Below are 25,590 nucleotides of genomic sequence, written 5' to 3'. Positions count from 1 at the left end.
CGGGCGATGGCGATGCGCTGGCGCTGGCCGCCGGAGAAGGCGTGCGGGAACCGGTTGTAGTGGTTGGGCTCCAGACCCACGCGCTCCAGCAGTTCCTGGACCTGGCCGCGGATCTTCTTGCCGTCCTTCTCACCCTGGACCCTGAGCGCGGTGCCGATGCTCTCACCGATGGTCAGGCGCGGGTTCAGCGACGAGTACGGGTTCTGGAACACCATCTGCACGTCGCGGCGCAGCGGACGCATCCGCCGCTCCGACAGATGGGTGATGTCCTGGCCCTCGAACTCCACCGTGCCCTCGGTGGGCTCCAACAGCCGCATGACCATGCGCGAGAGCGTGCTCTTGCCGGAGCCCGACTCGCCGACCACCCCGAGGGTCTCGCCCTTGTACAGGTCGAAGCTGACGTCCTTGACCGCCCAGAAGTCCGTCGCCTTGCCCCACAGGCCGCCCCGGACCCTGAAGCTCTGCGAGACGTCCTGGACACGCAGCAGCGGCTCGCCCTCGTACGCCGGTCCTGCGGGCGCGGAGGGGGTGAAGGCGGCGAAGGCCTCGCGGTCCTCCCCGTGGTCGCGGGCGAGCCCGGCCGCCTCGGAGGCCTCGGTCGCCCCGGTGTGCCCCTGGGGCTCCCCGGCCCTGCCTGAGGCCCTGCGCTCCTCCTGACGGGACCTCTCGGCCCGGTCGGCGCGGTCCTGGGCGCGGCGCTCGGCCCGCGAGACCTCCACCCGCGGCACCGCGGCCAGCAGAGCCTGCGTGTAGGGGTGCTCGGGAGAGGAGAGGACCCCGCGCACTCCGCCGTGCTCCACCGCCTTCCCCTTGCGCATGACCACGACCTCGTCCACGGAGCCGGCCACCACGGCCAGGTCGTGGGAGACCAGGATCAGCGCCATGTCGAGTTCACGGCGCAGCTCGTCCAACAGGTCCAGGATCTGGGCCTGCACGGTGACGTCCAGGGCCGTGGTCGGCTCGTCGGCGAGCAGCACCTTGGGGTCGCACATCAGCCCCATCGCGATCAGCACGCGCTGGCGCATGCCGCCGGAGAACTCGTGCGGGTAGGAGTTGATCCGCTTGGCGGCCTCGGGGATGCCGACCCGCTCCAGCGACTCGACCGCCCTGCTGCGGGCCTGGGACCGGGACACCTGCGGGCGGTGCACGCGCAGCGCCTCCACCAGCTGGTTGCCGATCGTGTACTGCGGGTGCAGCGACTGCATCGGGTCCTGGAAGACCATCGCGATGTCGTTGCCGCGCATCGAGCGCAGCTTCCTGTCGCCGGCGGTCACCACGTCCGTGCCCACGACCTCGATCCCCCCGGTGATCCGGGCGCGGCTGCCCCGGTGCAGGCCCATCAGGGCCAGCGAGGTCACGCTCTTGCCCGAACCCGACTCACCCACGATGCCCAGAGCTCCGCCCGCGGACAACTCGAAGGACAGGCCGTCGACCGCGCGGACCTCGCCGTCCAACGTCGGGAACGTGACCCGCAGGTCGTCCACGCGCACCACCGTGTCGGCCCGGGGGCCGGCGGGGGAACCTGCCGAGGACCCGGTAGGGGATTCGGTCATCGAGAACGCCTCTCTCAGTTGTGGATGCGCACGCGCGGGTCGATGAGCGGGTACACCAGGTCGACGATCAGGTTGCAGATCACGATGAAGAACGCACCGAAGAGCGTGACGCCCAGGATCACCGGAAGGTCGCTCTGGGTGATGGCCTGGACCGCGTACCGGCCGATCCCGTTGAGGGAGAAGACCTGTTCGGTCAGGACGGCGCCGCCCAGGACCAGGCCCAGGTCGAGGCCGAAGATGGTGACGATCGGGGTCAGGGTGGGGCGCAGCGCGTGTTTGAGCACGACCTTGCCCTCACTCAGGCCCTTGGCCCGGGCGGTGCGGATGTAGTCCTCGTTGAGCGTCTCCAACATGCCCGCGCGGGTCTGCCGCGCGTACATGGCCGCGTGCAGGAAGGCCAGTGTGAGCCACGGCAGGATCATGCCCTGGGCCCAGGCGATCGGGTCCTCGGTGAAGGGCACGTAGCGCGGGGTGCTGAAGAGGCCCCAGGTGTGGACCAGGAAGGCCAGGGCCAGCAGGCCGGTGAAGAAGATCGGCAGGGAGACCCCGGCCAGGGCCACGCCCATGGCCAGGCGGTCGAAGAGGCTGCCCTTCCATACGGCGGAGACCACACCCACGGCGACACCGCCGACCAGCCAGATGACGCCCGCGCCCACGGCGAGGGACGCGGTCACCGGCAGTCGGGAGACGATCTCGGGGAAGACCTCCTGGTAGGTCTGGAACGAGTAGCCGAAGCAGGGCGCGGAGCATTCGATCGTGTCCCGGCCGAACTGGTACTGCGCTCCGAAGAAGATGCCCCGGACGAACTCCCAGAACTGGACCGCGATGGGCTGGTCCAGGCCGAGGCGTTCGATGGTGGCCTGGATCGCCTCCGGGGTGGGGGCCCGGCCCACGTACATCGTGGCGAGCTGCTCGGTGGTCCGGCCCGCCCATCGGGGCACCACGTAGAAGATGGCGAAGGTGACCATGGTGACCACGGCCAACAGCAGCAGACCGGCACCGAGGCGGCGCAGGATGTAGGTCAGCAAGGCACGTGCTTTCTCTCGTCGAAGCCATGGCCTCGGCCCGGGGCCCGGGTCCGGGTCGGAGACGGTTCCGCCCGAAAACCAAACCGTAACCCATGGCAATAAGTCGATCACGCCTTGTGTTCGGCGTGTACAAGGGGCTTTCCGCCCCCGGACACGGAGCCGAGGGCCCGCACGGGTGGGCCCTCGCGGAGGCGGCGGCCCCGCCCGGGGCCGCCGCCGTCATGCCGTCATGCCGTTTCCCGGTCAGTCACCGGTGGTGCCGAGCGACATGTAGTCGAACATCGAGTAGCCGGCGTGGTAGTAGACGTTGGTCAGGTTGGCCGGCCGGTAGAGCACCGTGCGTTCGAACACGGCCGGCAGGATCACGGCCTGCTCCATCGCGCGCTCGTCGATCTGCCCGTAGATCGAGGCGCGCTCGTCGGCGTCCTCGACGCTGACGACCTCGTCGAACCACTCGTTGATCTGGTCGTCGTCGATCTCGGAGATGTTGGCGTTGCCGGCCTCCTGGATGGCGTCGCCGTCCAGGATCTTGCTCATGAACCCGTAGCCGCTGGCCCAGTCCGGAGCCCAGCCGTACACGGTCAGCCCGAGGTCGTTGTCGGCGACGAAGGACGGCGATCCGGCCTGGGTGTTGGTGTAGGTGTCGGACGGGAACTGCTTGATCTCCGCCTCGATGTTCACCCGGGCCAGGGCCTGCTGGAGCGCCTCGGCGGTGCTGACGTCGGCGGGGCGGTCGGCGCGGGCGCCGATCGCGGTGGAGAAACCGTCCGGCTGGCCGCACTCCTCCAGCTTCTCCTGCGCCTTCGCGAGGTCGCCCTTGTTGTCCTCGGACGGGTACAGGTCGAGGCTCGGGTCGGCGCCGGGCAGCGAGCCGGGCATGATCTGGGTGGCGATGTCACCACCGGTGTCGCCGCCCCAGGCGCGCTGGAGCGCGTCCCGGTCGGCCGCGAACATGATGGCCTCGCGGCAGGCCAGGTCGTCGAGCGGCTCCATGACGGTGTTGATGTTGATGTAGCGCAGGGTGCTGGTCTGCGGGTTGTCGACGTTGTGGCGCTGGGCCTCGTCGGTGATGACGGTGCCCTTCATCGCCGGGCCGACGCCGGTGCCGCTGAGGTCGACGTCGAGTTCTCCGTTGACGAGCCGCTGGTCGATCTCGTTCTGGTCGACTCCCAGCTCCACCTCGATGCGGTCGGGCAGCGCCCTGCGGGTGGGGTCGGTCGTGGCGTCCCACTCCTCGTTGCGCACCAGGTTCAGGGAGACGCCCGGACGGTACTCCCCGTCGAACTTGTACGGCCCGGAGGAGACCACCTGGCTCTGGTACTGCTCGCCGCGGTCGGCGTCGGCGGGCACCGGCGCGGTCTGCGGCTGGATGAGCACGTAGGGGAACTCGGAGAAGCTCTTCTTCAGGTGGAAGACCAGGGTGTGGTCGTCGGGTGTCTCGATGCCGTCGAACCCGGCCAGCGGGTCGCCCTCGTCGGCGTAAGGGCCCTCGTAGTCGTCGCTGTCGGCCAGCAGGTCCTGGAAGTACTTGGGGCCGTTCGGCAGTGCCTGGTCGCCGAAGTTGCTGCGCGCGATGGCGTACTTGACGTCTTCCGCGGTGATCTCCGAGCCGTCCTCGTAGCGCAGGCCCTGCTTGAGGCGCACGGTCCACTCGGTGGAGTCCTCGTTGCCCTCGGGCAGCTCCTCGGCCAGGTCGGGCTGGATCTCGATGCCCTGTTCACCGGGTGCCTCGGTGTAGGTGAGCAGGGTGCGCGCGTAGTAGCGGGAGAAGTTCCAGCTGAACGCGTAGTAGGTGTTGCCCGGGTCGGGTGAGTCGAAGTCGGCCGAGATGGCGTAGCGGAGGGTACCGCCGGTCTCGTCGGAGGGGTTGACGACCGCGCTCTCGCCCTCGTTGAACTCGGCGTCGGACTCCCCGCCGCCTCCGCCTCCTCCCCCGCCACCGCAGGCGGCCAGCAGCAGGGCGATCGCCGTACCCGCGGCCACCGGGGCGGTGGCGCGGCGGAGCACGCCGCGCCGTCGGTGCGGCTCCTGGCGCGTGAAGTGGTGGGTGGTCACCTGAGCCTCCTGGTCGGGTTCGCTGGTGGGTCCGTGCGGTGCACGGCCCCGTGGTGGGTTCGTCAGTCGGAGGAGCGGGGGTCGAAGGCGTCGCGCAGTCCGTCGCCGAAGAGGTTGAAGGCGAGGACGGTGATGAAGATGGCCAGGCCCGGGACGATCACGAAGTGCGGCGAGGTGGTGTAGAAGCGCAGAGCGTTCTCCAACATGCCGCCCCAGGTGGCCATGGGCGGGTTGATGCCCACGCCCAGGAAGCTCAGGGCCGCCTCGAAGAGGATGTTCGTGGGGATGAGCAGGGTGGAGTAGACGAGGATGGGGGTGACGAGGTTGGGCAGGATCTCGCGGAAGACGATGTGGGTGCTGCCTGCGCCGAGGCTGCGCGAGGCCTCGACGAACTCGCGTTCCTTGAGGGTGAGGGTCTGCCCGCGCACGATGCGTCCGATGTAGGGCCAGTTGAAGAAGCCGATGATGAACACCAGGACACCGATGCGCAGGTTGTTCCCGGACAGGCCGAAGGCGCCGTCGGGGATGACGCCGACCAGGGCGATCGCGAAGAGCAGCAGCGGGAAGGCCAGGAAGATGTCCATGGTCCGGCTGATGACCACGTCCGCCCAGCCGCCGAAGTAGCCCGCGAGGATGCCCAGGACGGTGCCGATGACCACGCACACCACGGTGGCGACGGTGGCGACGAGCAGTGAGGTCCGGGCGCCGTAGACGATACGGCTGAAGAGGTCGCGGCCGTTGACCGGTTCCACGCCCAGGAGGTGCTGGGCGCTGATGCCGCCCCAGGGATCCAGCCCCTGGGCGGGGTCGTTCGGGTCGCGCAGGACACCGCCGGTGAGCGGGTCGACCAGGCTCTGGTTGAACTGGTTGGGCGGGTAGCCGAACCAGGCCGTGAGCAGGGGCGCGAAGATCGCGACCAGGATGAGCAGGATGACCACGATCCCGCCGGTCATGCCGACCTTGTCCTTGCGGAAGCGCTGCCAGGCGATCTGGCGCAGGGAGCGGCTGGCGGCGTCCTTGGCCCCCGCGACGACCGCTTCTGGCTCGGCGTGCTGGGACGACTCAGGCACGTCCATCGGCGCGGTCATCTGGACTGCCTCCCGCTGTCTCTGTGTGCATCTACATCGCTACGCAGAGTTTGCACGAGCGGCATGGGGGTTTCCAGCTTCCGCGCCGACCACGGGCCGCCGGGGCGCTCAGCCCGCCGGGGCTCCGTCGACCAGGCGGAGTTCGTCCCAGGACCAGTTCCGGCGCAGCCAGCGGTCGTGGGAGGCCACCACCACGGCGCCCGGGGCCGTGCCCAGGGCCTGTTCCAGCTCCTCGGCCAGCGCCAGGGACAGGTGGTTGGTGGGCTCGTCCAGCAGCAGGACCTGCGGCCCGTACCCCACGAGCATGGCCAGTGCCAGCCTGCGCCGCTGGCCCACGCTCAGTTCCCCCACCGGCCGGTCCAGGTCGCGCGCGGCCACCAGGCCCAGGTCGGCCAGGGCCGGGGCGTGCTCCAGGGAGCCGTTGAGCCCCGCGTACAGGCTGCGCGGCGTCCGCTCCGGGTCCGGGAAGACCACGTCCTGCTCCAGCAGCGCCACCGTCACACCGCCGCGCCAGCGGACCTGTCCCGAGGCCGGGCGCAGCCGGCGCCCCAGGGCGTGCAGCAGTGTGGACTTGCCCGAACCGTTGGGCCCGGTGACCAGCAGTCTGCCGCCGAAGGGAACGTCCAGGCGGTCCAGGCGCAGCCGCCCGGGCACCACCAGGTCCCGGACGGTGACGGCGTCACCGTCGCCGTCGGCGGGGTCCCGGGTCAGCGCCCCGGAGAACTCCAGCGGCCGCGGCGGTGCGGCGACCTGGTCGCGCTCCAGTGCCTCCAGGCGGTGGCGGGTGTCGCGGATCCGGCGCGAGACCTGCTTCTCCACCCGGCCGCCGGTGCGGTCGTAGCCCATCTTCTCGTTGTCCTTGGGCGCCGCCGCGTGGCCGACCCGGTGGGTGGTGGTGCCCAGGGACGCGCGCAGGTTCGCCATGGTGTCCTGTTCGCGCTCGTGGCGCTGCTCCCACCGCTCACGCTCCTTGGCCTTCTCCCGCAGGTAGAAGGAGTAGGCGCCGCCGTAGAACGTGGGTCCGTCCACCGCCGGGTCCAGGTCCACCAGCCCGGTGCACACGGCGTCGAGGAACACCCGGTCGTGGCTGGCCAGCACCACCAGGCCGGGCAGGGTGCTCAGGAAGCCCTCCACGAACTCCAGGGCCTCGTCGTCCAGGTGGTTGGTGGGCTCGTCCAGCAGCAGGGCCCTGGGGCGGCGGACGAGCAGGGCGGCCAGGCCGAGCCTGCCGCGCTGTCCGCCCGACATCTCCCCCACCGGGCGGTCGGAGGAGATTCCTCCGAGGCCCAGCCCGTCGACGACCATCTCCGCCCGGCGGTCGGCATCCCACACGTCGAGGTGCTCGGCCTCGGCCAGCGCGGCCGAGTAGGCGGCCGACGTCTCGGGGTCGTCCGGTGCGCCGTCGAGCAGCGCGGCGGTCTCCGCCAGGCGCCGCTCCACCTCGCGGGCGGGTTCGAGGGCGTCGGCGATCACCCCGCCCAGGGTGGCCCCGGGGCCGTAGGGAAGTTCCTGGAAGAGGAAGCCGGTGTCGGTCGGGCGCTCCACCCGGCCGGCGTCGGGGTCCTCCAGGCCGCCGAGCAGCCGGAGCAGGGTGGACTTGCCCGAACCGTTCTCGCCCACCAGCCCGAGGCGCTGTCCCGGGGCCGCGTCCAGGGAGATCCCGTCCAGGACCACGTGGTCCCCGTAGGCCTTGGCGAGGTCGCGGGCGCGCAGCAGAGGAGGGCCGGAGGGGGCGTCGGTCAGGGAGACGGAGTCGGGGTTCACTCGGGGCTTTCGTCGTCGGGGAACGCGAACACGGCGGGGCGCGTACGCGGATGTCAGCGTACGCGCCCCGCGGGAGATCAGCCCCCCGGTCGTTCCCGGTGTCCCCGGCCGTGTGCCCGGAACCGTCTCCCTGCCCCCTGCCTCAGCCGTGTCCCCGGCCGGCGAAGGCGCCGTCACGGGCGACGACGGCTCCGGCCTTGAGCACGAGGCGGCGTTCGGGGACCTTGGCGACGGCCTCGGCGACCGATCGCGCGTCGACGACGACCAGGTCGGCGGGCCCGCCCACGGCCAGGCCGTGGTCGTCGATGCCCAGGACCCGGGCGGCGTTCGTCGTCACCGTGTCGAACGCGAGCTCGAGTTCGTCGTCGCTGCGGCCGGAGTTGCGGTAGGCGATGAGCATGGCCCTGCGCAGCATGTCCCCGTCGCCGAACGGGCCCCACAGGTCGTTGATGCCGTCCGTGCCGCCGGCCAGCAGGACGCCGAGGTCCGCGCACGCCCTCAGGGGCGGGACCGGGGCGTCGTAGACCGCGGCGTTCACGAGGGCCACACCGGCCTCCGCGAATCGCTCGAGGAGCCGTGCCTGGGTGGGCGGGTGCGCGATGCCGAAGGCGTGCGAGACGGCCACCCGGCCGCCCAGGCCGTACTCCTGTGTCATGCGCGCGATCAGGCCCATCTCCCACGCGCCGAGCGATCCGCCGTCGTGCAGGTGGATGTCGATGCCCGTTCCCGTGGTCGCGGCGAGGTCGAAGACCGCTTCGAGGTGCGCGTTGGGAGCGTCGTCGAACCCGGCGGGGTCGAGCCCGCCGATCACCGTGGCTCCGGCCGCCACCGCGTCGCGGAGGAGGTCGAGCGTGCCGGGGTTGGTGATGAGCCCTCCCTGGGGGAAGGCCACCTGCTCGATGTCGATCACGCCGCGGTAGCGCTGGGCGACCTCGGCGACCGCGGTGATCCCCCGCAGCCCGACCCCGGGGTCGACGTCCGTGTGCGTCCGCACGCGCGTGGTGCCCACAGCGACCATCGCCTCCACCAGCGCGGAGATGTAGTCCTGCGAGGGCAGGCCGTAGGTGTCCCGGTGGCGCCGCTCGTGGGCGACCCGTTCGGCGACGGTCTCCACCTGGGGCGCCGAGACCCACGGCCCTCCGTAGAGGGTCTTGTCGATGTGGGCGTGGGCGTTGATCAGCCCGGGCAGGAGGAGCCCGCCGCCCGCGTCGACGGTCTCGTGCCCGCCCGCGTCCTCGCCGGCGGGCGGCCGGGCGACGCCGGCCGACGGGTCGATCGCGGTGATCCGCCCGTCCTCGACGGTGACGGTGGCCGTCCCCGCCTCTCCGGGCAGGACGGCGTTGGTGATGCGCAGCATGCGTGGTTCCCTCTCTCCTGGCGGCTCACATGGGCCTCCCGGACGCTCACAGGTGGATGAACAGCTCCGCCAGCGTCGCAGCGGCGACGATGGTGGTGGTGAACGTCAGTACGGCCGCGACGACGATCTTCCAGCTGAGCTGGGCGAACGCCTTCCGGTCCCGCCCCATGTTCATCCCGACGAGCGCGAGCGCCGGCAGGCCGACCAGGAGCACCTCCAGGTCCTGCACCAGGTGTGCGATCATCCCGGCGACCGGTGAGACGGGCGTGGTCAGCAGCGTCGCGATCGTGAGCACCCACACCGTGGCGGGGACCGCCCTCACCTTGGCGGCCAGCAGGATGGCGAGCCCCGTCATCGCCAGGAGCACGGCCATCCCGCCGACGTCACGCAGGTGGATGCTGCCGGTCCCGAGCCAGTTGAGCAGCAGACCCGTGGTACCGGCGAAGGCGTAAGCGGCGGCGGCCGGCCCCCATCCCCTGGGGGTCGGCGGATCCTGCTCGCGTTCTGCTTCCACGGTGGCGTTCGCCGTGTCGCTCCCGGCGCCCCCTGTCCGCACCGAGGCGTCACCCTCGGGGACCTGCCCCCGGGCGACGAGCCCGGCCTCCTCGATCTCCGCGGCGGGGCGGCGGAAGACCCGGCACCAGAAGGCGTAGAGGCGCCGCGCGATGGGCAGGCCGATGAACACGCCCGAGTAGAAGCCGACGATGTTCGTCACCAGGTTGGAGAGCGCGGCCAGGGCGGTGATCTCGGCTGCCATCTCCGGGTGCATGATGACCAGCGCGCCGACGCCGCCGAGCATCATCGACGTGGACCCGACGCCGAGCGCGAGGGCCAGCGACAGCGGGTTGTACAGGCCCGTACCGCCCAGGACGCTCGTGATGAGCGACATGAAGACGGCGCCGAACATCGAGCCGATGATCCACACGCCGAAGACCCCGCGGTACTCCGGCGACGAGGTCCCGAACCGGTCGATGGCGTAGGCCAGGTAGGACTCCCGGTCGATCGCCCACGTGGCGCCGATCGCCGAGCGCCCCATGCCGAGCAGCACCGCGATGGGCAGCGCGAGGATGATCGTCCCGAGGAGCTGGCCCACCTCCTGCATGAGCAGGGCGGGCCCCACGTCCTCGATCATCGCGATCGACGGCCCGATCCCGGTTCCGAGCAGCGCCAGGAAGATGACCATGCCGACCGGGATCAGTGCCTCGCCCGCGGCCCGTGTGCTGCCGCGAAGCGGTGCCCACCGCTGGAGGCCGACGGCGGCCCCCATCAGCACGACCCAGACCACGGGGAAGAGCACGATCGCCGCCGGGCCGACCCGGAACGAGTGTTCTCCGAACATGACGGCCGCGACGCTCACCAGCACGCTCACGCCGATGGTGGTCACCCAGTTCCCGGGACGGACCGAACCGGGGGACGACGCGTCTTCGCGTTCCCCCGCATTTTCTCTACTTGCCCTCATCTGGGATACCAATCCGTGAGCAGCCGCATTTTTCGAGGAGCCTATGGTTGGCACAAAACCACTGTCAAGGCTGCTCTCTAGCTTTATGTCGTATTTGTGATACTCGCCGACGGAGATCTTCGGGCTGCTCTGGTATACAAGTTTCATGGATCAGGTAATCAGAGCAAGGTACGTCCTGGCGCATTCCGACGGAGCCCACGTCTGGCTCGAGGACGGCTATGTGGCCTACGCCGACGGCGTCATCACCGAAGTGGGAACCGGCACGCCGCGTTCCGAGGCCCCCGTCCTGGACCTGGGCGAGACGGTCCTGACCCCCGGTCTGATCGACCTGGACGCGCTGGTGGACATCGACCACCTGATCCTCGACTCGCACCACGAGCCCGCGCACGCCCGCGAACTCGTGGGCTCCGCCGACCACTGGCGCGAGCGGCCCCGCGACGTCCTGACCCCCGAGCAGCGCGACACCCTGCGCCGGTTCGGGCTTGCGCAGCTCGCGCTGCACGGGGTCACCACCTACATGCCGATCGCCTCGGAGATCCACCTCGCCTGGAACGAGTCCGCGGACGAGCTGCGGACCCTGGCGGAGCTGACGGAGGAGTGGGGGCTCCGCGGGTACCTGGGCCCCTCGTACCGGTCGGCGGTCGGTGCGGTCGCCGACGGCGAACGGACCTTCGTCGAGCGCCCCGAGCTCGGTGAGACCGGCCTCGACCAGGCACTGGAGTTCGCGGACGAACTCGCCGCGCGCGAGTCGGACCTGGTGAAACCGGTCCTCCTCCCGTGCCGCATCGAGACGCTGACGCCCCAGCTGATGGAGCGCACCGCGGCCGAGGCCGCGCGGCGCGGCCTCCTGGTGCGCCTCCACTCCCTGCAGCAGCCGTGGGAGCGCAAGGTGATCCTCGAACGCCACGGGATCACCCCGCTGGACCTGATCGAGCGGACCGGCCTGCTCAACGACCGCCTGCTCATCCCCCACGCCCTGTGGACGGACCGGCGCTCGGAACTGGCCGGCACGGACGGGGTCGACCTGCAGCGACTGGCCCGCGCGGGTGTGAGCGTGGTCCACTGCCCCCTGACCACCTTCCGGTACGGGGACGTGCTCGAGACCTTCAACGACCTCAGGGATGCCGGCATCACGATGGCGCTCGGCACCGACTCCTTCCCGCCCGACCTGGTGCGCGGGATGGACGCGGGGTTCCACGCCTCCCGCATCCTCCACGGGCACGGTTCCGTCAGCCTCACCGGTTACATGGAGGCGGCGACCCTCGGCGGAGCGGCCGCCCTCAAGCGCCCGGACCTGGGGCGCCTGGAGGTCGGCGCGAGCGCTGACCTGACCGCGTTCTCCCTGGGCGACTTCCGCGACGGCGTCGTCGAGGACCCCCTGCGGACCCTCGTGCTCAACGGGACCGCCAGGAACGTCACCCACACCTTCGTGGCCGGGCGGCCGGTCGTGCGGGACGGGCGGATCCCGGGGGTGGACCTGACCGCTCTCAGGGCCCGGGCGCAGGAGGTCTTCGGGCTTCTGCGGCGCGGTTACAGTGACCGGGACAGCCTCAACCGACCGGCCGAGGCGCTCTTCCCCCCGACCTTCCCGGTCCGGAGGGCCGAGCCCCCGGCCGCGCGCGTCGACCGAGGGTGAACCATGAGCTCGTAGCGGGAGCAGGTCAGATGACACGGACATCAGGGGAGTCGGCCCCGCTCACCCAGGCGACCGAGGCGGCCATCCGCGAGGGGATCATCGCCGGCCGCTACGCGCCGGGTGCGCGGCTGCGCGAACGGGAGCTGTCCGAGGAGCTCGGGGTGTCCCGGCTTCCGGTGCGGGAGGCGCTGCGCAACCTCAGGCACGACGGGTTCGTCACGACCAGCGCGCACCGGGGCGCGACCGTGCGCACGATGTCGGCCGAAGGCGTCGCCGAGCTCTTCGACCTGCGGATCAGGCTCGAACCCTTCGCCGCGGAGGAGGCCGCTCGTCAGCACGCCCAGGGCAGGGTGCACGACGGCCTCGCCGCGGCGGCGCACGCGACCGCCGAGGCCACGGAGCGGGGGTCGGTGGAGCGCATCCTGCTCGCCAACGCGGACTTCCACGCCCAGGTGGTGGAAGCGGCCCGCCACGAACTCCTCGCCGAGCTCATGGCGCCCGTGCTCTCCCGTTCCCGCTGGCTGTTCGCCATGACGACCTTCCGCGACCCCCGCCAGGAGTTCCAGGCGCACAACGGGATCTACCACGCGATCCGTGACGGGGACGCCCGGCTGGCGGGGATGACCATGGCGGCGCACATCGAGGCCGGACGCCGGCCGTCGCTCCGGGCGGTCGCCCCCGACACCGCGGAGGCGACGGAGGCCGGCGGCGGGGAAGCGCCCCCGCCGTAGAGGCACCGGGCCCGGCAACAGCGGGCACCGTCGTCCCGGACCCGGCAGGACCCGGGCGGCCCGGAGCGCGGTCTCCCCGCGCCCCGGGCCCGGACGTCAGCGGCCGCGCAGGTCCCGGTAGTGCCGGACCAGGGCAGCGGTGGAGGCGTCCAGGCCGGGCACCTCGGCGCCCTCGGTCAGGGCGGGCTGCACCTTCTTGGCCAGGACCTTGCCGAGCTGCACGCCCCACTGGTCGAAGGAGTTGATGTTCCACACCGCGCCCTGCACGAACACCTTGTGCTCGTAGAGGGCGACCAGCTGACCGAGCACCGACGGGTCGAGCCGCTCGGCCAGGATCGTGGTGGTGGGCCGGTTACCGGGGAAGGTGCGGTGCGGAACCAGGTCCGCGGGCACCCCCTCGGCGGCGACCTCGGCGGCGGTGCGCCCGAACGCCAGCGCCTGCCCCTGGGCGAAGAGGTTGGCCATCAGCAGGTCGTGCTGGGGCACCAGCCCCTCCGGCAGGTCCGGGGCGGGCCGGGCGAAGCCGATGAGGTCGGCCGGCACGAACCGGGTGCCCTGGTGCAGCAGCTGGAAGTAGGCGTGCTGGCCGTTGGTGCCGGGGGTGCCCCACACCAGCGGGCCGGTCTGCCAGGTGACGGGGCGGCCGTCGCGCTGGACCGACTTGCCGTTGGACTCCATGTCGAGCTGCTGGAGGTAGGCGGTGAACTTCGACATGTAGTGGCTGTAGGGCAGCACCGCGTGGGACTGGGCGTCGAAGAAGCCGCCGTACCAGACACCGAGCAGGCCGAGCAGGAACGGCAGGTTGCGTTCGGGGGGCGCGGTGGCGAAGTGGGTGTCCATGAGGTGGAAGCCCGCGAGCATCTCGCGGAACTGTTCCGGGCCCAGGGCCACCATGAGGGACAGCCCGATCGCCGAGTCGTAGGAGTAGCGGCCGCCCACCCAGTCCCAGAACTCGAACATGTTGGCGGTGTCGATGCCGAACTTCGTGACCTCGTCGGCGTTGGTGGAGACCGCGACGAAGTGCTTGGCGATCGCGTCGGAGCCGGGGCCCGCTCCCAGCCCGGACAGGAGCCAGTCCCGGGCCGCGGTGGCGTTGGTGATGGTCTCGACGGTGGTGAAGGTCTTGGAGGCGACCACGAACAGGGTGTGCTCGGGGTCCGCGTCGACCAGGGCCTCGTGCAGGTCGGTGCCGTCGACGTTGGAGACGAAGCGGAACTCCAGCCCCCGGTCGGTGTAGGGGCGCAGCGCCTCGTAGGCCATGGCGGGGCCCAGGTCGGAGCCGCCGATGCCGATGTTGACCACGCGGGTCACGGGCTTGCCGGTGTGGCCCAGCCAGGTGCGGGAGCGGACGCGCTCCGCGAAGGCGGCCATCTGCTCCAGGACCCGGTGCACCTCGGGAACCACGTCGTGCCCGCCCTCCCTGATCACCGCGTGGCGCGGGGCGCGCAGGGCGGTGTGCAGGACGGCGCGGTCCTCGGTGAGGTTGATGCGGTCGCCGCGCAGCATGGCGTCGCGCAGGGCGGCCACCCCGGTGGCGGCGGCCAGCTCGCCGAGCAGGCGCAGGGTCTCGTCGGTGACGAGGTTCTTCGCGTAGTCGACGTGCAGTCCGCCGACGTCGAGCGCGTACCGGTCGGCCCGTGCGGGGTCGTCGGCGAACAGGTCCCGCAGGTGTGTGTCACCGAACCGGTCCCGGTGTCCGGCCAGCGCGGACCACTCCTTCGTGCGGTCCAGGGGGACGGCCGCACCGGACCGGTTTCCGACGTCCTCGGTCCGAGGGAGGGGTGTACTCGCAGACATCCGGTCGCTCCTCGACATCCGGTCGCTCCTCGTCGTCCATGATCAGGGCACGCGGTGTCCGGCACCAGCTCCCGGACACCGCGTCCACCCTACGGGGCTCTGCCCCCACCTTCCCATGAAAGCCGCCAACCACGGGAGTTTCCGTGCACGTCAGAGCGTCAGTGGGTGGAGTTGGCGCTGCCCTGGCGCTCGTGGTCGCCGCGCAGGGCCGCCACCTCCGCCCGGAGAGCGCGCAGTTCGGCGAGGATCTGCTCCTGGCCGCTGCCGGACCCGGGCGGGGGCACGGGTTCCGGCTCCGGCTCCGTGCTCGGGGCGGACCCGCCCACCCCCGAGTCCTTCTCCAGGGCCTCCACCGCGACCGCCACGAACAGGTTCAGGGCCACGAACGTGGAGACCAGCACGAAGAGGACGAAGAAGATCCAGGCGAGGGGCTGGTGCGCCATCACGTCCTTCGCGATCGCGGACCAGCTGTCGGCGGTGGAGATCTGGAAGAGGGTGAACAGGGAGGTGGGCAGGTCCCCGAAGTACTCGGGCGAGACGTCCTGGAAGAGCTTGGTGGCCATCACGCCCGAGACGTAGAGCAGCAGGATGACCAGGAAGAGGATGGCCGCCATTCCGGGCAGCGCCCGGAACAGGCCCGCCACCACGTGGCGCAGGGTCGGTATCACCGACAGCAGCCGCAGCACCCTGAGGACGCGCAGGACACGGAGCACCGCGAAGGGCCCGGAGGAGGGCATCAGCGCCAGACCGACGATCACCATGTCGAACCAGCTCCATGGGTCGCGCAGGAAGGCGGTCCGGTGGGCGTAGGCCCGCAGGGACAGCTCGACCACGAAGAGCGCGAGGATCACCACGTCGACCCTGTGCAGCAGGTCCCCGTGGTCGGCCATGATCCGAGGCGAGGTCTCGACCCCCAGGATCACGGCGTTGACGAGAATGAGGGTGACGACGCTTCCTTGGAACCAGTGGGAGTCGACGATGTCGCTGACCCGTTCGCGCACGGTCACGGTGGGCGGAACTCCGTTCGTTGTGTCGGGCAACGGCGCAAAAGCCTACCGCTGGGGGGCTGCGCCCCGTTTCGCTCTCATCGCCCTCGGTACGTGCCCTACTGGCGTCTCCTGCCCCGACCAGGCATGATCGAGTGAGGGAAACCGAGGCGAGGGGGCCGCCGGTGACGGAATCCGCAGACTTCGACAAAGACGCCGCGGACATCGACGACGTGTACGCCGAGATGGACGTGGGCGCCCCGGATCAGGACACCGCCGTGGCGGACTACCTGGAGGAGCACCCTGACGACTACCGGATCGAGGAGATCGAGGACCACGAGGTACTCGGTATAGACGCCGAACTCCGCAAGGAGGTTCCGGAACAGGCGCCCGATTCCGAGGAGGAGTCCGCCCCCGTGCCCGGGCGCGAGGAGCTGGCACGGCTGCTCAGGGCCGAGGAGTACGCGGAACGGGCCGAGCGCCGGCGCAGGGGCTGAGGGACGGCGCCGAGAGCCCGGGCCGAGAGTCCCGGGCGGACCGCGGGCCGGGCCCTCGGGTCAGGCCTCTTCCTGCCCGGGGCTGGTCCGGGCGCCGAGCCAGCGCTCCACGCGCAGGACGTGCGCGGCCGCGGCCGCCCGGGCCGCTTCGGGGTCGCGGGCCAGGAGGGCCTCGTGGATGCGGCGGTGGTCCTCGTGCAGGGTCTCGGTGAGGCCGGCCTCGCCGTGCCCGGCCCAGACCCGTTCGTTGAAGGTGCGCGAGGACAGACCGGCGTGGACGGCGGAGAGGGTGGCGTTGCCCGCGCAGGCCACGATGGCCTGGTGGAAGCCGAGGTCGGCCGCCCCGTGCTCGGCGGGCTCCCGGGGCCCGGAGCCGTCCTCCATGTCGTCGAGCAGGGCGCCGATCCGCTCCAGGTCCTCGGGGGTGGCACGGGCGGCCGCGACGGCGGTGGCGGCGGGTTCGATCATCCGGCGGACCTGGAGGACCTCCAGCAGGGTCTCGTCCCTCGAGACCTCGGCCAGGACCGAGAAGGCCTCCAGCAGGTCGGCCGGGCGCAGCGCTGTGACGTAGACGCCCGCGCCGTGGCGGACCTCCAGCACACCGAGGGTGGTGAGGGAACGGATCGCCTCGCGCACGGAGCCCCGGGAGACCCCCAGCCGCACGGACAGGTCGCGTTCGGTGGGGAGCTGCTGCCCTGGTCCTACCTCTCCGTCGGAAATCATCGCCTTGATCTGTGCGACAGTCCGCTGGGCGACCGGGGTTCGCACGCCGTCAACCACCTTTTGCTCTGGGAATCGGTGTGATCACAGCGAGATTCTACCCGTTCCGGTCACCACTGCCCCGCTTGCCTCCACATCAACCGACATGTCAAAGTGGTCCGACCACTTGCCCCCGGTTGGGCCCCGTGGACCGTGTCCCCGGGCTGGGACCGGTCCGACCGGGCGCGGCCGGGGCACGAAGGAGGCCCATGCGAATCGCGCTTTTCGTCACCTGTGTCAACGACACGCTCTTCCCCGGCACCGGCCGCGCGGTGGTGCGGCTCCTGGAGCGGCTGGGCCACGAGGTGGTCTTCCCCGCGGAGCAGACCTGCTGCGGGCAGATGCACTACAACACCGGCTACCGGCGCCCCGCGGCCAAGCTCGCGGTGCGCTTCGCCAAGACCTTCGACAACGCCGACGCCGTCGTGGTGCCCTCGGCCTCGTGCGCCGCGATGGTGCGCGACAACTACCCCAAGCTGGGCGCGGCGGGGAGCAGGCTCTCCCGCAAGATGGCCGACCTCGGACCGCGCGTGTACGACCTCACCGAGTTCCTCGTGGACGTGCTGGAGGTGACCGACGTGGGCGCCTACTTCCCGCACCGGGTCGTCTACCACCCCACCTGCCACGGGCTGCGCATGCTCGGCCTGGGGGACCGTCCCTACCAGCTGCTGCGCGCGGTGCGCGGCCTGGAACTGCTCGAACTGCCCGGCGCGACCGAGTGCTGCGGGTTCGGGGGCACGTTCTCGGTCAAGAACGGCGACGTCTCCGCGGCGATGGCCTTCGACAAGGCCCGCCACGTGGTCGGCACCGGCGCCGAGGTCCTGTGCGCGGTGGACAACTCCTGCCTGATGCACATCGGCGGCACCCTGTCCCGCCAGCGCTCCGGTATGCGGATCGCGCACATCGCCGAGATCCTGGCCAGCACCGAGAAGGAGTACGCGCGAACTTGAGTGCCACATTCCTGGGCCTTCCGCCCTTCCCCGAGGCCGCCCGCACCGCGGTCGGCGACTCGCGGACCCGGCAGAACCTGCACAAGGCCACCCGCACCATCCGCGGCAAACGCGACGCGGTCGTCGGTGAGCTGGGCGACGACTGGCAGCGGCTGCGTTCGGAGGGCGAGCGGGTCAAGACGCACACGCTGCGCCACCTGGACCACTACCTCGAGCAGCTGGAGGAGTCGGTCCGGCGGGCGGGCGGCACCGTGCACTGGGCCGCGGACGCCGCCGAGGCCAACGCGATCGTCACCCGCCTGGTGCGCGAGACCGGCGAGACCGAGGTGGTCAAGGTCAAGTCGATGGCCACCCAGGAGATCGAACTCAACAACGCCCTGGAAGCGGCCGGGATCACCGCCTACGAGACGGACCTGGCCGAGCTCATCGTGCAGCTGGGCGACGACCTGCCCTCGCACATCCTGGTGCCCGCCATCCACCTGGGCCGCTCCCAGATCCGGGAGATCTTCCTGGACCAGATGTCGGAGTGGGGTGTCCCCGCCCCCGAGGGGCTCACCGACGACCCCAAGGCGCTGGCCGAGGCCGCCCGTGTCCACCTGCGCGAACTCTTCCTGCGCGCCAAGGTGGCGGTCTCGGGGGCCAACTTCGCCGTGGCCGACTCCGGAACGCTCGTGGTGCTGGAGTCCGAGGGCAACGGACGGATGTGCCTGACCCTGCCCGAGACACTGATCTCGGTGGTGGGGATCGAGAAGATCGTGCCCACGTGGTCCGACCTCGAGGTGTTCCTGCAGCTGCTGCCCCGTTCCTCCACCGGAGAGCGGATGAACCCGTACACCTCGACCTGGACCGGGGTGGCCCCGGGCGACGGACCTCAGGAATTCCACCTGGTACTGCTCGACAACGGCCGCACCGACGTGCTCGCCGACACCGTGGGGCGCCAGGCGCTGCGCTGCATCCGCTGCTCGGCCTGCCTGAACATCTGCCCGGTCTACGAGCGCACCGGCGGCCACGCCTACGGGTCGGTCTATCCGGGGCCGATCGGCGCGATCCTCACCCCGCAGCTCCAGGGGATGGCCTCGGAGGCGGACAAGGCGCTGCCGTACGCGTCGTCGCTGTGCGGGGCCTGCTACGACGTCTGTCCGGTCGCCATCGACATCCCCGAGGTCCTGGTGCACCTGCGCGAACAGGTCGCGGAAGGGCCGGGGCACGTGGGCGAGAAGGCCATGATGGCCGGAGCCGGAGCGGTGTTCGGTTCGGCGGGCGCGCTGGACGCGGTGCAGCGCGCGGCCGGCGCGGTGGGCGGCGCCATCCCCCGCAACCTGCCCGGGACCGCCGGGAAGTGGACGGACACCAGGGACGTCCCGGATGTTCCCAAGGAGTCCTTCCGGCAGTGGTGGAACAAGCGCGAGCAGGAGGAGGGGCGTTGAGCGGAGCGAGCGGCGGGACGAGCGCAGGCACGGGCGGCCGGGTGCGCGGCGGGGCGAGCGGATCGCGTGAACGCGTACTGGCCCGGGTCCGGGCGGCGCTGGCCGACGTGCCCGCGGACGAGCCGGTGGCGCGTTCGTGGGAGCGCGACTACGCCGACAGCCACGCCGAGGGGGACACCCTGGACGTGCTGGTGGACCGGTTGCTGGACTACAAGGCGCTCGTGGAACGGGTGTCGTCCGCCGAACTGCCCGACCGGATCGCGGCGGCGCTGGAACGGCGCGGCGCCACCCGGGTGGCGGTTCCCGAGGGGGCGCCCGGGGAGTGGTTCGCCTCCGTGACCGCGCGTCGGCTCGCCGACTCCCCCGGGTCCCCGCTGTCCGTGGCCGAACTGGACGCCTGCGACGGGGTGGTGACCGGGTGCGCGGTGGCGGTCGCCGAGACCGGCACCATCGTCCTGGACGCCGGTCCCGACCAGGGCCGCCGGGCGATCACGCTGGTCCCCGACTACCACCTGTGCGTGGTGCGCGCCGACCAGGTGGTGGACGGGGTCCCCCAGGCCGTGCGGCTCCTGGACCCGGCGCGTCCGCTCACGTGGATCAGCGGCCCCTCCGCCACCAGCGACATCGAACTCAACCGGGTGGAGGGCGTGCACGGTCCCCGCACCCTGGAGGTGCTGATCGTGGAGTCCGCGGACTGAACTCCGGCGGAGCGGAGGGTGTGAGCGCAGGTGGGGCGGTGCGGGTAGAGCCTGCCCCACCGTCGGGGTTCGGGTCTGCGCACAGCGGGATCTACGGTGTGCACCCTCGTGGCCGACCGCTCCCGGTTCCTAGCGTTTGAGGGGAACGCGTACCGACCACGACGGGAAGGCCCCCGATGTCCCACCCCTCTCATCCAGCTCCCCCTGCACCGTCCGCGCCCTCCCCGGGGCGGCGGCGCGCCACCACCCTGGTCCTCGCCCCGGCCCTGGCCCTGACCACCGCCCTGGCCGGTTGCGCGGACGCCCGGACCGCTGAGAACACCGGCAGCGCCGAGGACACCGGGAACGCCGGGAACGAGCCTCCGACCGCGTCCCTGCCCGACCCCACCGGCCCCTCCCCCGTCGGCACCACCACCTTCCATCTGGCGGACACCGAACGCGAGGATCCGTGGGTCGGCGGCGACCGGGAGCTGATGGTCACCCTGTGGTACCCGACTGCATCCGACGACGGCGAGCGGGCTCCGTACCTGACCGAGGCGGAGGCCGAGGCGACCCTCACCGAGCTGGGGATCGAGGACCTGCCCGCGGAGGCGCTGACCGGGGTGGGCACGCACTCGTCCCCGGAGGCGCCCCCGTCCGGGTCCGGGCTGCCCCTGGTGCTCTTCTCCCCCGGGGCCGGACTCTCCCGGACCTGGGCCGGTGCGCTCGCCGAGGAGCTGGCCAGCCACGGTTTCGCGGTGGCCGGGATCGACCACCGCCACGAGGCCGCGCCCGTGGAGTTCCCGGACGGGCTGGTGGACAGGTGCGAGGGCTGCCAGGCCGAGGACTGGGAGCTGGGCGGGATCACCCGCGCGGCCGACGTCACCTTCCTCCTCGACGAACTGGAGGCCGGCCGTGCCTGGGAGGCTTCCTCGTCCCTGGACACCACCGGGGTGGGGATGATCGGACACTCCTGGGGCGGGGCCGCCGTCGCCCAGACCCTGCTCGACGAGGAACGCGTGTCCGCCGGGCTGAACCTGGATGGGCCCTACTACGGGGCCCAGCTGGAAGGTGGGATCGACAAGCCCCTGGCCCTGCTCGCCAACGACCAGGGGCGGCCCTGGGAGGGCTGGGACGAGCGCTGGGCGGGTCTGACCGGCTGGCGCCAGTGGATCCGGGTCACCGACTCCGGGCACTCCAACGCCCTGGACCGGGGGGTGCTCATGGACCAGTTCGGCCTGCGGGACCTGTTGACCCCCGACCAGTGGCGGGCCCAGTTCGGGGACCTGGATCCCGAACACGGGCTCCAGCTGGTGCGCGACTACTCCGTCGGCCTCTTCGACCACCACCTGCGCGGCGGTGAGCAGCCGATCCTGGACGACCCGCAGAGCGTCCACCCCGAGCTGGTCGTGGTGGGTCCCGAGACCGGCTGAGGTCTCGGGGCGGGCCGGTCTCCGGTGCCGGGGTCGGTCCCGGGCCGCGTCTCCGGTGCCGGGGTCGGTCCCGGGCCGCGTCTCCGGGGTCGGGCTTCGGGTACCGGGATCAGTCCCGGGGCCGCCAGGTCTCCAGGAGCCGCTCCAGGGGGTCGGGGGTGTGCGTCTCCTCCGCGAACGGCGCCTGGTAGCGGGCGCCCGACCCCTGGGGCGCGGCCCTGCGGGGCCTGGACCGGGGCGCCTGCCGGGGAACGGCCGGGGCGGGATCCGTGTCCTCGGTCCCACCGCCCTTGGTCAGCGGAGCCTGGTAGCGGGCGCCCTGCGCGGGCGGTTTGCGCTTCCTGCGGCGGACCCAGCGCGTGACGACGGGCTCGGGGCGCGACTCCTCGGGCCGTTCCCGGCTCCGGCCCCGTTCCCCGGTCGGGGTGAACCACACGGGCAGCTCCAGCAGACCGTGCACGCTCAGCGAGGAGCGCCACTTCAGTTCGGGGGGTTCGACCGCCATCACCATGCCCCGCATGCGGTCCACCGCGGTGTCGATGGCGGTGCGCACCAGCTCCCGGGCGAAGGCGGTGGCCGGGCACCGGTGAGCGCCGGCACCCCAGGACAGGTGGGAGCGGTTCCCCGCCAGGGCGATCGCGTCGTCGGCGCCGCGGGCCACGGAGGGGTCGGTGTGCGCGGAGGCGAACCCGAACAGCAGCGGTTCGCCCTGGCGGATCCGGGCCCCCGCGAACCTGATGTCCATGGTCGAGTAGCGCCCGGCGAGCATGCGGATCGGTGAGTCCGTCCACATGACGTAGTCGACGAAGTCCTCCGGGGTGAGCGTGCCGCCGAGGTAGGCGGTCCACACGTTCGGGTCCTCGAGCAGTTTGAGCAGGGCGTTGCCGATGAGGTGGGTGGTGGGCTCGTGCCCGGTCTCCCACAGCAGGGACAGCGCCTCGACCGCCTCCTCGTCGCTGAGGCCGTGCGGGTGCGCCAGGACCAGGCTGGCGAGGTCCTTGCCCGGTTCCGCGCGTCTGCGGACGACCAGCCCCTGGAAGTAGGAGCGCACGGCCAGGGCGGCGGGTTCGGCCCGGTCCGGGTCACCGCTCCACAGGCGCGCGGTGAGGTCGGCGAGCAGGCGCCCGTAGGAGTCGGGCAGGCCGAAGAGCTCGTTGAGGATGAGCGCGGGCAGCGGGGCGGCGTAGTCGGCGATGAGGTCGGCGGCGCCCTCGGCCTCGACCGCGCCGATCAGCCGCACCGCGGCGCGCTCCACCACCGGGACCAGCTGCGGGGTGCCCACCGAGGCGAGTGCCTCCACGATGGGCAGGCGCAGCCGCTGGTGCTCGTCGCCGTCGCGGGCCAGCGCCCCGCTGCGGGCGGGCGGTGCCCCGCTGGGGCTCCAGGGGCGCGGATCGGCGGAGAAGTAGGTCTGGTCGCGCAGGACCTGGAGGTTCTCCTTGTAGCCGAGCAGGAGCCAGCCGGACACACCGGGCGTGATCTCCACCGGGGCCAGACCGCCGTACTGGGAGCGCAACCGCTCCCAGGGCAGTCCCTCCCCGCGGTCCTCCCCCGGGCCCCGTTCCCGGTGCAGGGGCAGGGGACCTTCGCCGGTGTGGGGACAGCGGGCGGCGCCCGTCGCCCCTCCGTGGACGGCGTCCTCCGACCCGCCACGGGCGGCGTCGTCGCCGCCCGTGGACCCGGTTCCCTGGCGCATGGAGACTCCTCAGTGGCTGCGGTTGGGGGGCGAGGCTATGTCTCCGATGTTTCCGGGGTGCTTCCGCGAGGAAAGGCGCACCTTTCGGTGTCGGTCACCGGACCCCAGTCGAGGCCAAGGCGGTCCAAGACGGCATAGCGCTCAGCGCGGGAAGAACCCCCGGTGCAGCCGGCGGGGAGGAAGGGGCGGAAGGGGCGTCGGCAGGTCTGGGCGGAAGGGGGCGTCGGCAGGCCGGAAAGCCTTGCGGGCAAGGGGGTCCGGCTTGCCCCGCGGCGCCGCGGCGGAGGATACTTCCGCTGATTCCCGGAATCCCCGCCGAGCCGGAAGGCCCCCATGTCGGACACCGCCCCCACCGCCCCTCTGGACACGACCGTCCCCCACTCCGCACGGGTGTGCAACTACTGGTTGGGCGGCAAGGACCACTATCCGGCCGACCGTGAGCTGGGCGAGCAGATCGAGCAGGCCTTCCCCGAGATCGTCGAGCTCGCCCGCGCCGACCGCCGGTTCATCATCCGCTCGGTCACACATCTGGCCAGGGAGGAGGGCATCAGGCAGTTCCTGGACATCGGCACCGGCCTGCCCACCGCCGACAACACCCACGAGGTCGCCCAAGCCGTCGCCCCTGACTCCAAGATCGTCTACGTCGACAACGACCCGATGGTGCTCGTCCACGCCCGCGCCCTGCTGACCAGCACGCCCGAGGGCAGCACCCACTACATCGACGCCGACCTGCTCGACCCCGAGCCGCTGCTGGCCCGGGCCCGGGAGCACCTGGACTTCACCCGGCCGATCGGTCTGGTCATCATGGGCACGCTCGGGCACTTCCCCGCGGACGAGAAGACCTATGCCCTGGTTCGCACCTACGTGGACGCCCTACCATCGGGCAGCTTCCTCGCCTTGTGTGACAGCACCGACACCAGCCGGCAGATCGTCGACGCGTCCGCGGCCTGGAACGAGAACGCCGCCCAGCCCATCCACCTGCGCACCCCGGAGGAGATCAGCGCCTTCTTCGACGGTCTGGACCTGTTGGAGCCCGGCGTGGTCTCCGTCCCGTTCTGGCGGCCCGAACCGGCCCGGGTGGGCACCGCCCAGGCGGTCGCCCAGTACGGCGGTGTGGCCCGCAAACCCTGAGCCCGCCGACGGTCCCCGCACCCCTCCCCCACACCCCTCCCCCGCGTCCCGCCCCTGGCCGGAGCCCTGACCGTCAGGGCCGGTAGGATGGCCAGTCGGCTCCACGGAGGTGCGCACCCGGCCCGGCCGGGGCGCGGCGATCGCGGAGCCTCACAGCATCCGACCGGGGAGAAGCACCGTGGGCAGGAAAAGCCGCAGACGCGGCGACGCGCGGGTGACGGCCGAGTGGGCCGGGCCCGGTCCTTCGGACACGCCCGTGGAGGTGGTCACCGGCGCCGTCGACGCTCTGGTCCGCGGGCAGGAGGGCGGCGGGGTGGATCTGGCCGCGGCCCGGCTGGCCGACGTGGAGGACCCCGCCTGGGCCGGGGCGGCGGGCCGTGCGCTCTCCGACACCCTGCTCTTCGCGGTGGCCGACGCCTGGGCGCGCGGCTGGCAGCCCGCGGAGACGGTCCGGCACGTCACCCGCGAGTCCGGACCGCTGGCCGCGGCCGTGTGCGCGGACGCCGTCACCGCCGACCTGGAGCGCCACTCCGCCGCCACGGTGGACCCCCGTTGGGCCGAGCAGGTCCGGGCCCTGGGCGCGGCCGCACCGGCCTCGGGTGATCAGCACCTGACCCGTCTGGGAAGCGAGCACGGGCTGCTGAGGTTCGAGGTGGTCGAGGTGGTGCTGCGGCTGCTGGCGCTGCTGCGCGTCCTGCCGCCGATGCGCCGTCTGGGCCCGCCGCCCGGCACCTTCCGTCCGGGCCGCAGGAGCTCGGCGCCCGTGGACCGGGGGCGCCTGCAGCGCGTGCGCGCGCTGCTGGCCAAGGCGGAGTCGACCGAGTTCCCGCAGGAGGCCGAGGCGCTGACCGCGCGCGCCCAGGAGATGATGGCGCGGCACAGCATCGACCTCGCCCTGGTGGCGGAGGACCCCGAGGAGCCCGAGGCCGCGGCGGCCCGCAGGCTCCCGGTGGACTCGCCCTACGACGAACACCGGGCCGTGCTGCTGAACGAGGTCGCCGAGGCCAACCACTGCCGGGCCGTGTGGCACCGGGAGCTGGGGCTGAGCACCGTGATGGGTTTCCCCGGCGACGTGGAGGCGGTGGACCTGCTGTACACGTCGCTGCTGGTCCAGGCCGAGGCGGCGATGCGGGTGAGCGGTTCGGCGCGGGACCGGTCCGGGCGCAGCGCCCGCAAGGACTTTCGGGCCTCGTTCATGTCCGCGTTCGGGGTACGGGTCGGTGAGCGGTTGACCGAGTCGGCGCGCGCCGCCGAGGAGGCGGTCACCGCCGAGACCGGCACCGACCTGGTACCGGTGTTCGCCGCCCGGGAGAAGGCGGTGGAGGCCGCCGTGGACGAGGCGTTCGGCGCCCTGACCACGTCCCGGGTCCGGGGTCCCTCCAGCGCCGAGGGCTGGTACGAGGGGCGCGCCGCCGCCGACGCCGCCTCCCTGGGCGCCCGCACCCGGCTGACCTAGGGAGTGGACGGGGCGGGTCAGCTCTGGGCCGGTGACCCGCCGCACGGCCCTTGTGGCGTGTGGCCGCTGAGAAAACCGGTGGCCGCGGAGGGCCCCGGCTGTGTAGAACC

Annotated in this window: 20 protein-coding genes; 9 read left to right on the top strand and 11 right to left on the bottom strand. The window is 72.0% G+C overall.

Features of this window, described 5'->3' with window-relative positions; all coding sequences use genetic code 11:
* The 7 genes from D458_RS0128165 to D458_RS0128135 form a co-directional block, all read right to left on the bottom strand.
* Nucleotides 1-1,553 (bottom strand): dipeptide ABC transporter ATP-binding protein (locus tag D458_RS0128165; protein ID WP_017590066.1); only part of this gene is annotated, 1,553 nt, incomplete at its 3' end.
* Between the two features lie 14 nt (nucleotides 1,554-1,567).
* Complete coding sequence (locus tag D458_RS0128160) at nucleotides 1,568-2,581, bottom strand: ABC transporter permease (protein WP_017590065.1); 1,014 nt, start codon at nucleotides 2,579-2,581, stop codon at nucleotides 1,568-1,570.
* 243 nt (nucleotides 2,582-2,824) lie between these two features.
* Nucleotides 2,825-4,636 carry an ABC transporter substrate-binding protein gene (locus D458_RS0128155; protein WP_017590064.1) on the bottom strand — a complete coding sequence of 604 codons (1,812 nt, stop codon included), beginning with the start codon at nucleotides 4,634-4,636 and terminating at the stop codon, nucleotides 2,825-2,827.
* 62 nt (nucleotides 4,637-4,698) lie between these two features.
* Entirely contained in the window at nucleotides 4,699-5,724 is a 1,026-nt protein-coding gene (locus D458_RS0128150) for an ABC transporter permease (protein WP_017590063.1), read from the bottom strand.
* Between the two features lie 108 nt (nucleotides 5,725-5,832).
* Entirely contained in the window at nucleotides 5,833-7,488 is a 1,656-nt protein-coding gene (locus D458_RS0128145) for an ABC-F family ATP-binding cassette domain-containing protein (protein ID WP_017590062.1), read from the bottom strand.
* Between the two features lie 142 nt (nucleotides 7,489-7,630).
* On the bottom strand, nucleotides 7,631-8,845 hold the full coding sequence (locus D458_RS0128140) for an amidohydrolase (RefSeq protein WP_017590061.1): 1,215 nt from the start codon (nucleotides 8,843-8,845) through the stop codon (nucleotides 7,631-7,633).
* A gap of 46 nt (nucleotides 8,846-8,891) precedes the next feature.
* Entirely contained in the window at nucleotides 8,892-10,229 is a 1,338-nt protein-coding gene (locus D458_RS0128135) for a DUF3100 domain-containing protein (RefSeq protein WP_017590060.1), read from the bottom strand.
* Nucleotides 10,230-10,449: 220 nt separating this feature from the next.
* On the opposite strand from D458_RS0128135, the gene D458_RS0128130 reads away from it, so the two are divergent.
* Nucleotides 10,450-11,940, top strand: a complete 1,491-nt coding sequence (locus tag D458_RS0128130; protein ID WP_026119753.1) for a chlorohydrolase family protein — start codon at nucleotides 10,450-10,452, stop codon at nucleotides 11,938-11,940.
* A gap of 29 nt (nucleotides 11,941-11,969) precedes the next feature.
* Entirely contained in the window at nucleotides 11,970-12,671 is a 702-nt protein-coding gene (locus D458_RS0128125; RefSeq protein ID WP_017590058.1) for a GntR family transcriptional regulator, read from the top strand.
* Between the two features lie 96 nt (nucleotides 12,672-12,767).
* Here the strand turns inward: D458_RS0128125 and pgi are convergent, their stop codons facing one another.
* Complete coding sequence (pgi, locus tag D458_RS0128120; RefSeq protein WP_017590057.1) at nucleotides 12,768-14,468, bottom strand: glucose-6-phosphate isomerase; 1,701 nt, start codon at nucleotides 14,466-14,468, stop codon at nucleotides 12,768-12,770.
* Nucleotides 14,469-14,626: 158 nt separating this feature from the next.
* The gene (locus D458_RS0128115; protein ID WP_017590056.1) at nucleotides 14,627-15,475 is read right to left on the bottom strand and encodes an ion transporter; all 849 of its coding nucleotides are present in this window, start codon (nucleotides 15,473-15,475) and stop codon (nucleotides 14,627-14,629) included.
* 164 nt (nucleotides 15,476-15,639) lie between these two features.
* Here D458_RS0128115 and D458_RS0128110 point away from each other — a divergent pair, with 164 nt between their 5' ends.
* Nucleotides 15,640-15,951 (top strand): hypothetical protein, encoded by a 312-nt coding sequence (locus D458_RS0128110; protein ID WP_017590055.1) that lies wholly within the window; start codon nucleotides 15,640-15,642, stop codon nucleotides 15,949-15,951.
* A gap of 60 nt (nucleotides 15,952-16,011) precedes the next feature.
* On the opposite strand, the gene D458_RS0128105 is transcribed toward D458_RS0128110, so the two are convergent.
* Complete coding sequence (locus tag D458_RS0128105) at nucleotides 16,012-16,719, bottom strand: FadR/GntR family transcriptional regulator (RefSeq protein ID WP_017590054.1); 708 nt, start codon at nucleotides 16,717-16,719, stop codon at nucleotides 16,012-16,014.
* A 200-nt stretch (nucleotides 16,720-16,919) separates the two neighbouring features.
* On the opposite strand from D458_RS0128105, the gene D458_RS0128100 reads away from it, so the two are divergent.
* The 4 genes from D458_RS0128100 (at nucleotide 16,920) to D458_RS34460 (ending at nucleotide 21,197) form a co-directional block, all read left to right on the top strand.
* Complete coding sequence (locus D458_RS0128100) at nucleotides 16,920-17,660, top strand: (Fe-S)-binding protein (RefSeq protein WP_017590053.1); 741 nt, start codon at nucleotides 16,920-16,922, stop codon at nucleotides 17,658-17,660.
* Nucleotides 17,657-19,087 (top strand): lactate utilization protein B, encoded by a 1,431-nt coding sequence (locus D458_RS0128095; protein WP_017590052.1) that lies wholly within the window; start codon nucleotides 17,657-17,659, stop codon nucleotides 19,085-19,087. Before D458_RS0128100 ends, D458_RS0128095 begins: the two co-directional genes overlap by 4 nt.
* Before the next feature lie 41 nt (nucleotides 19,088-19,128).
* Nucleotides 19,129-19,785 carry a LutC/YkgG family protein gene (locus D458_RS0128090; protein ID WP_017590051.1) on the top strand — a complete coding sequence of 219 codons (657 nt, stop codon included), beginning with the start codon at nucleotides 19,129-19,131 and terminating at the stop codon, nucleotides 19,783-19,785.
* A 176-nt stretch (nucleotides 19,786-19,961) separates the two neighbouring features.
* Entirely contained in the window at nucleotides 19,962-21,197 is a 1,236-nt protein-coding gene (locus tag D458_RS34460; protein WP_017590050.1) for an alpha/beta hydrolase family protein, read from the top strand.
* Between the two features lie 109 nt (nucleotides 21,198-21,306).
* On the opposite strand, the gene D458_RS0128080 is transcribed toward D458_RS34460, so the two are convergent.
* Entirely contained in the window at nucleotides 21,307-22,893 is a 1,587-nt protein-coding gene (locus tag D458_RS0128080) for a cytochrome P450 family protein (protein ID WP_026119752.1), read from the bottom strand.
* A gap of 333 nt (nucleotides 22,894-23,226) precedes the next feature.
* Between D458_RS0128080 and D458_RS0128075 the strand changes: the two genes are divergently transcribed.
* Complete coding sequence (locus D458_RS0128075) at nucleotides 23,227-24,024, top strand: SAM-dependent methyltransferase (RefSeq protein WP_017590049.1); 798 nt, start codon at nucleotides 23,227-23,229, stop codon at nucleotides 24,022-24,024.
* 178 nt (nucleotides 24,025-24,202) lie between these two features.
* Complete coding sequence (locus D458_RS0128070; RefSeq protein WP_026119751.1) at nucleotides 24,203-25,480, top strand: DUF2786 domain-containing protein; 1,278 nt, start codon at nucleotides 24,203-24,205, stop codon at nucleotides 25,478-25,480.
* The last annotated feature ends 110 nt before the right edge of the window (nucleotides 25,481-25,590 follow it).

Source organism: Nocardiopsis ganjiahuensis DSM 45031 (assembly GCF_000341085.1).
Taxonomy (GTDB): Bacteria; Actinomycetota; Actinomycetes; order Streptosporangiales; family Streptosporangiaceae; genus Nocardiopsis; species Nocardiopsis ganjiahuensis.
The sequence above is the reverse complement of the archived record's forward strand: the minus strand, read 5'-3'. Positions and strand labels throughout refer to the sequence as shown.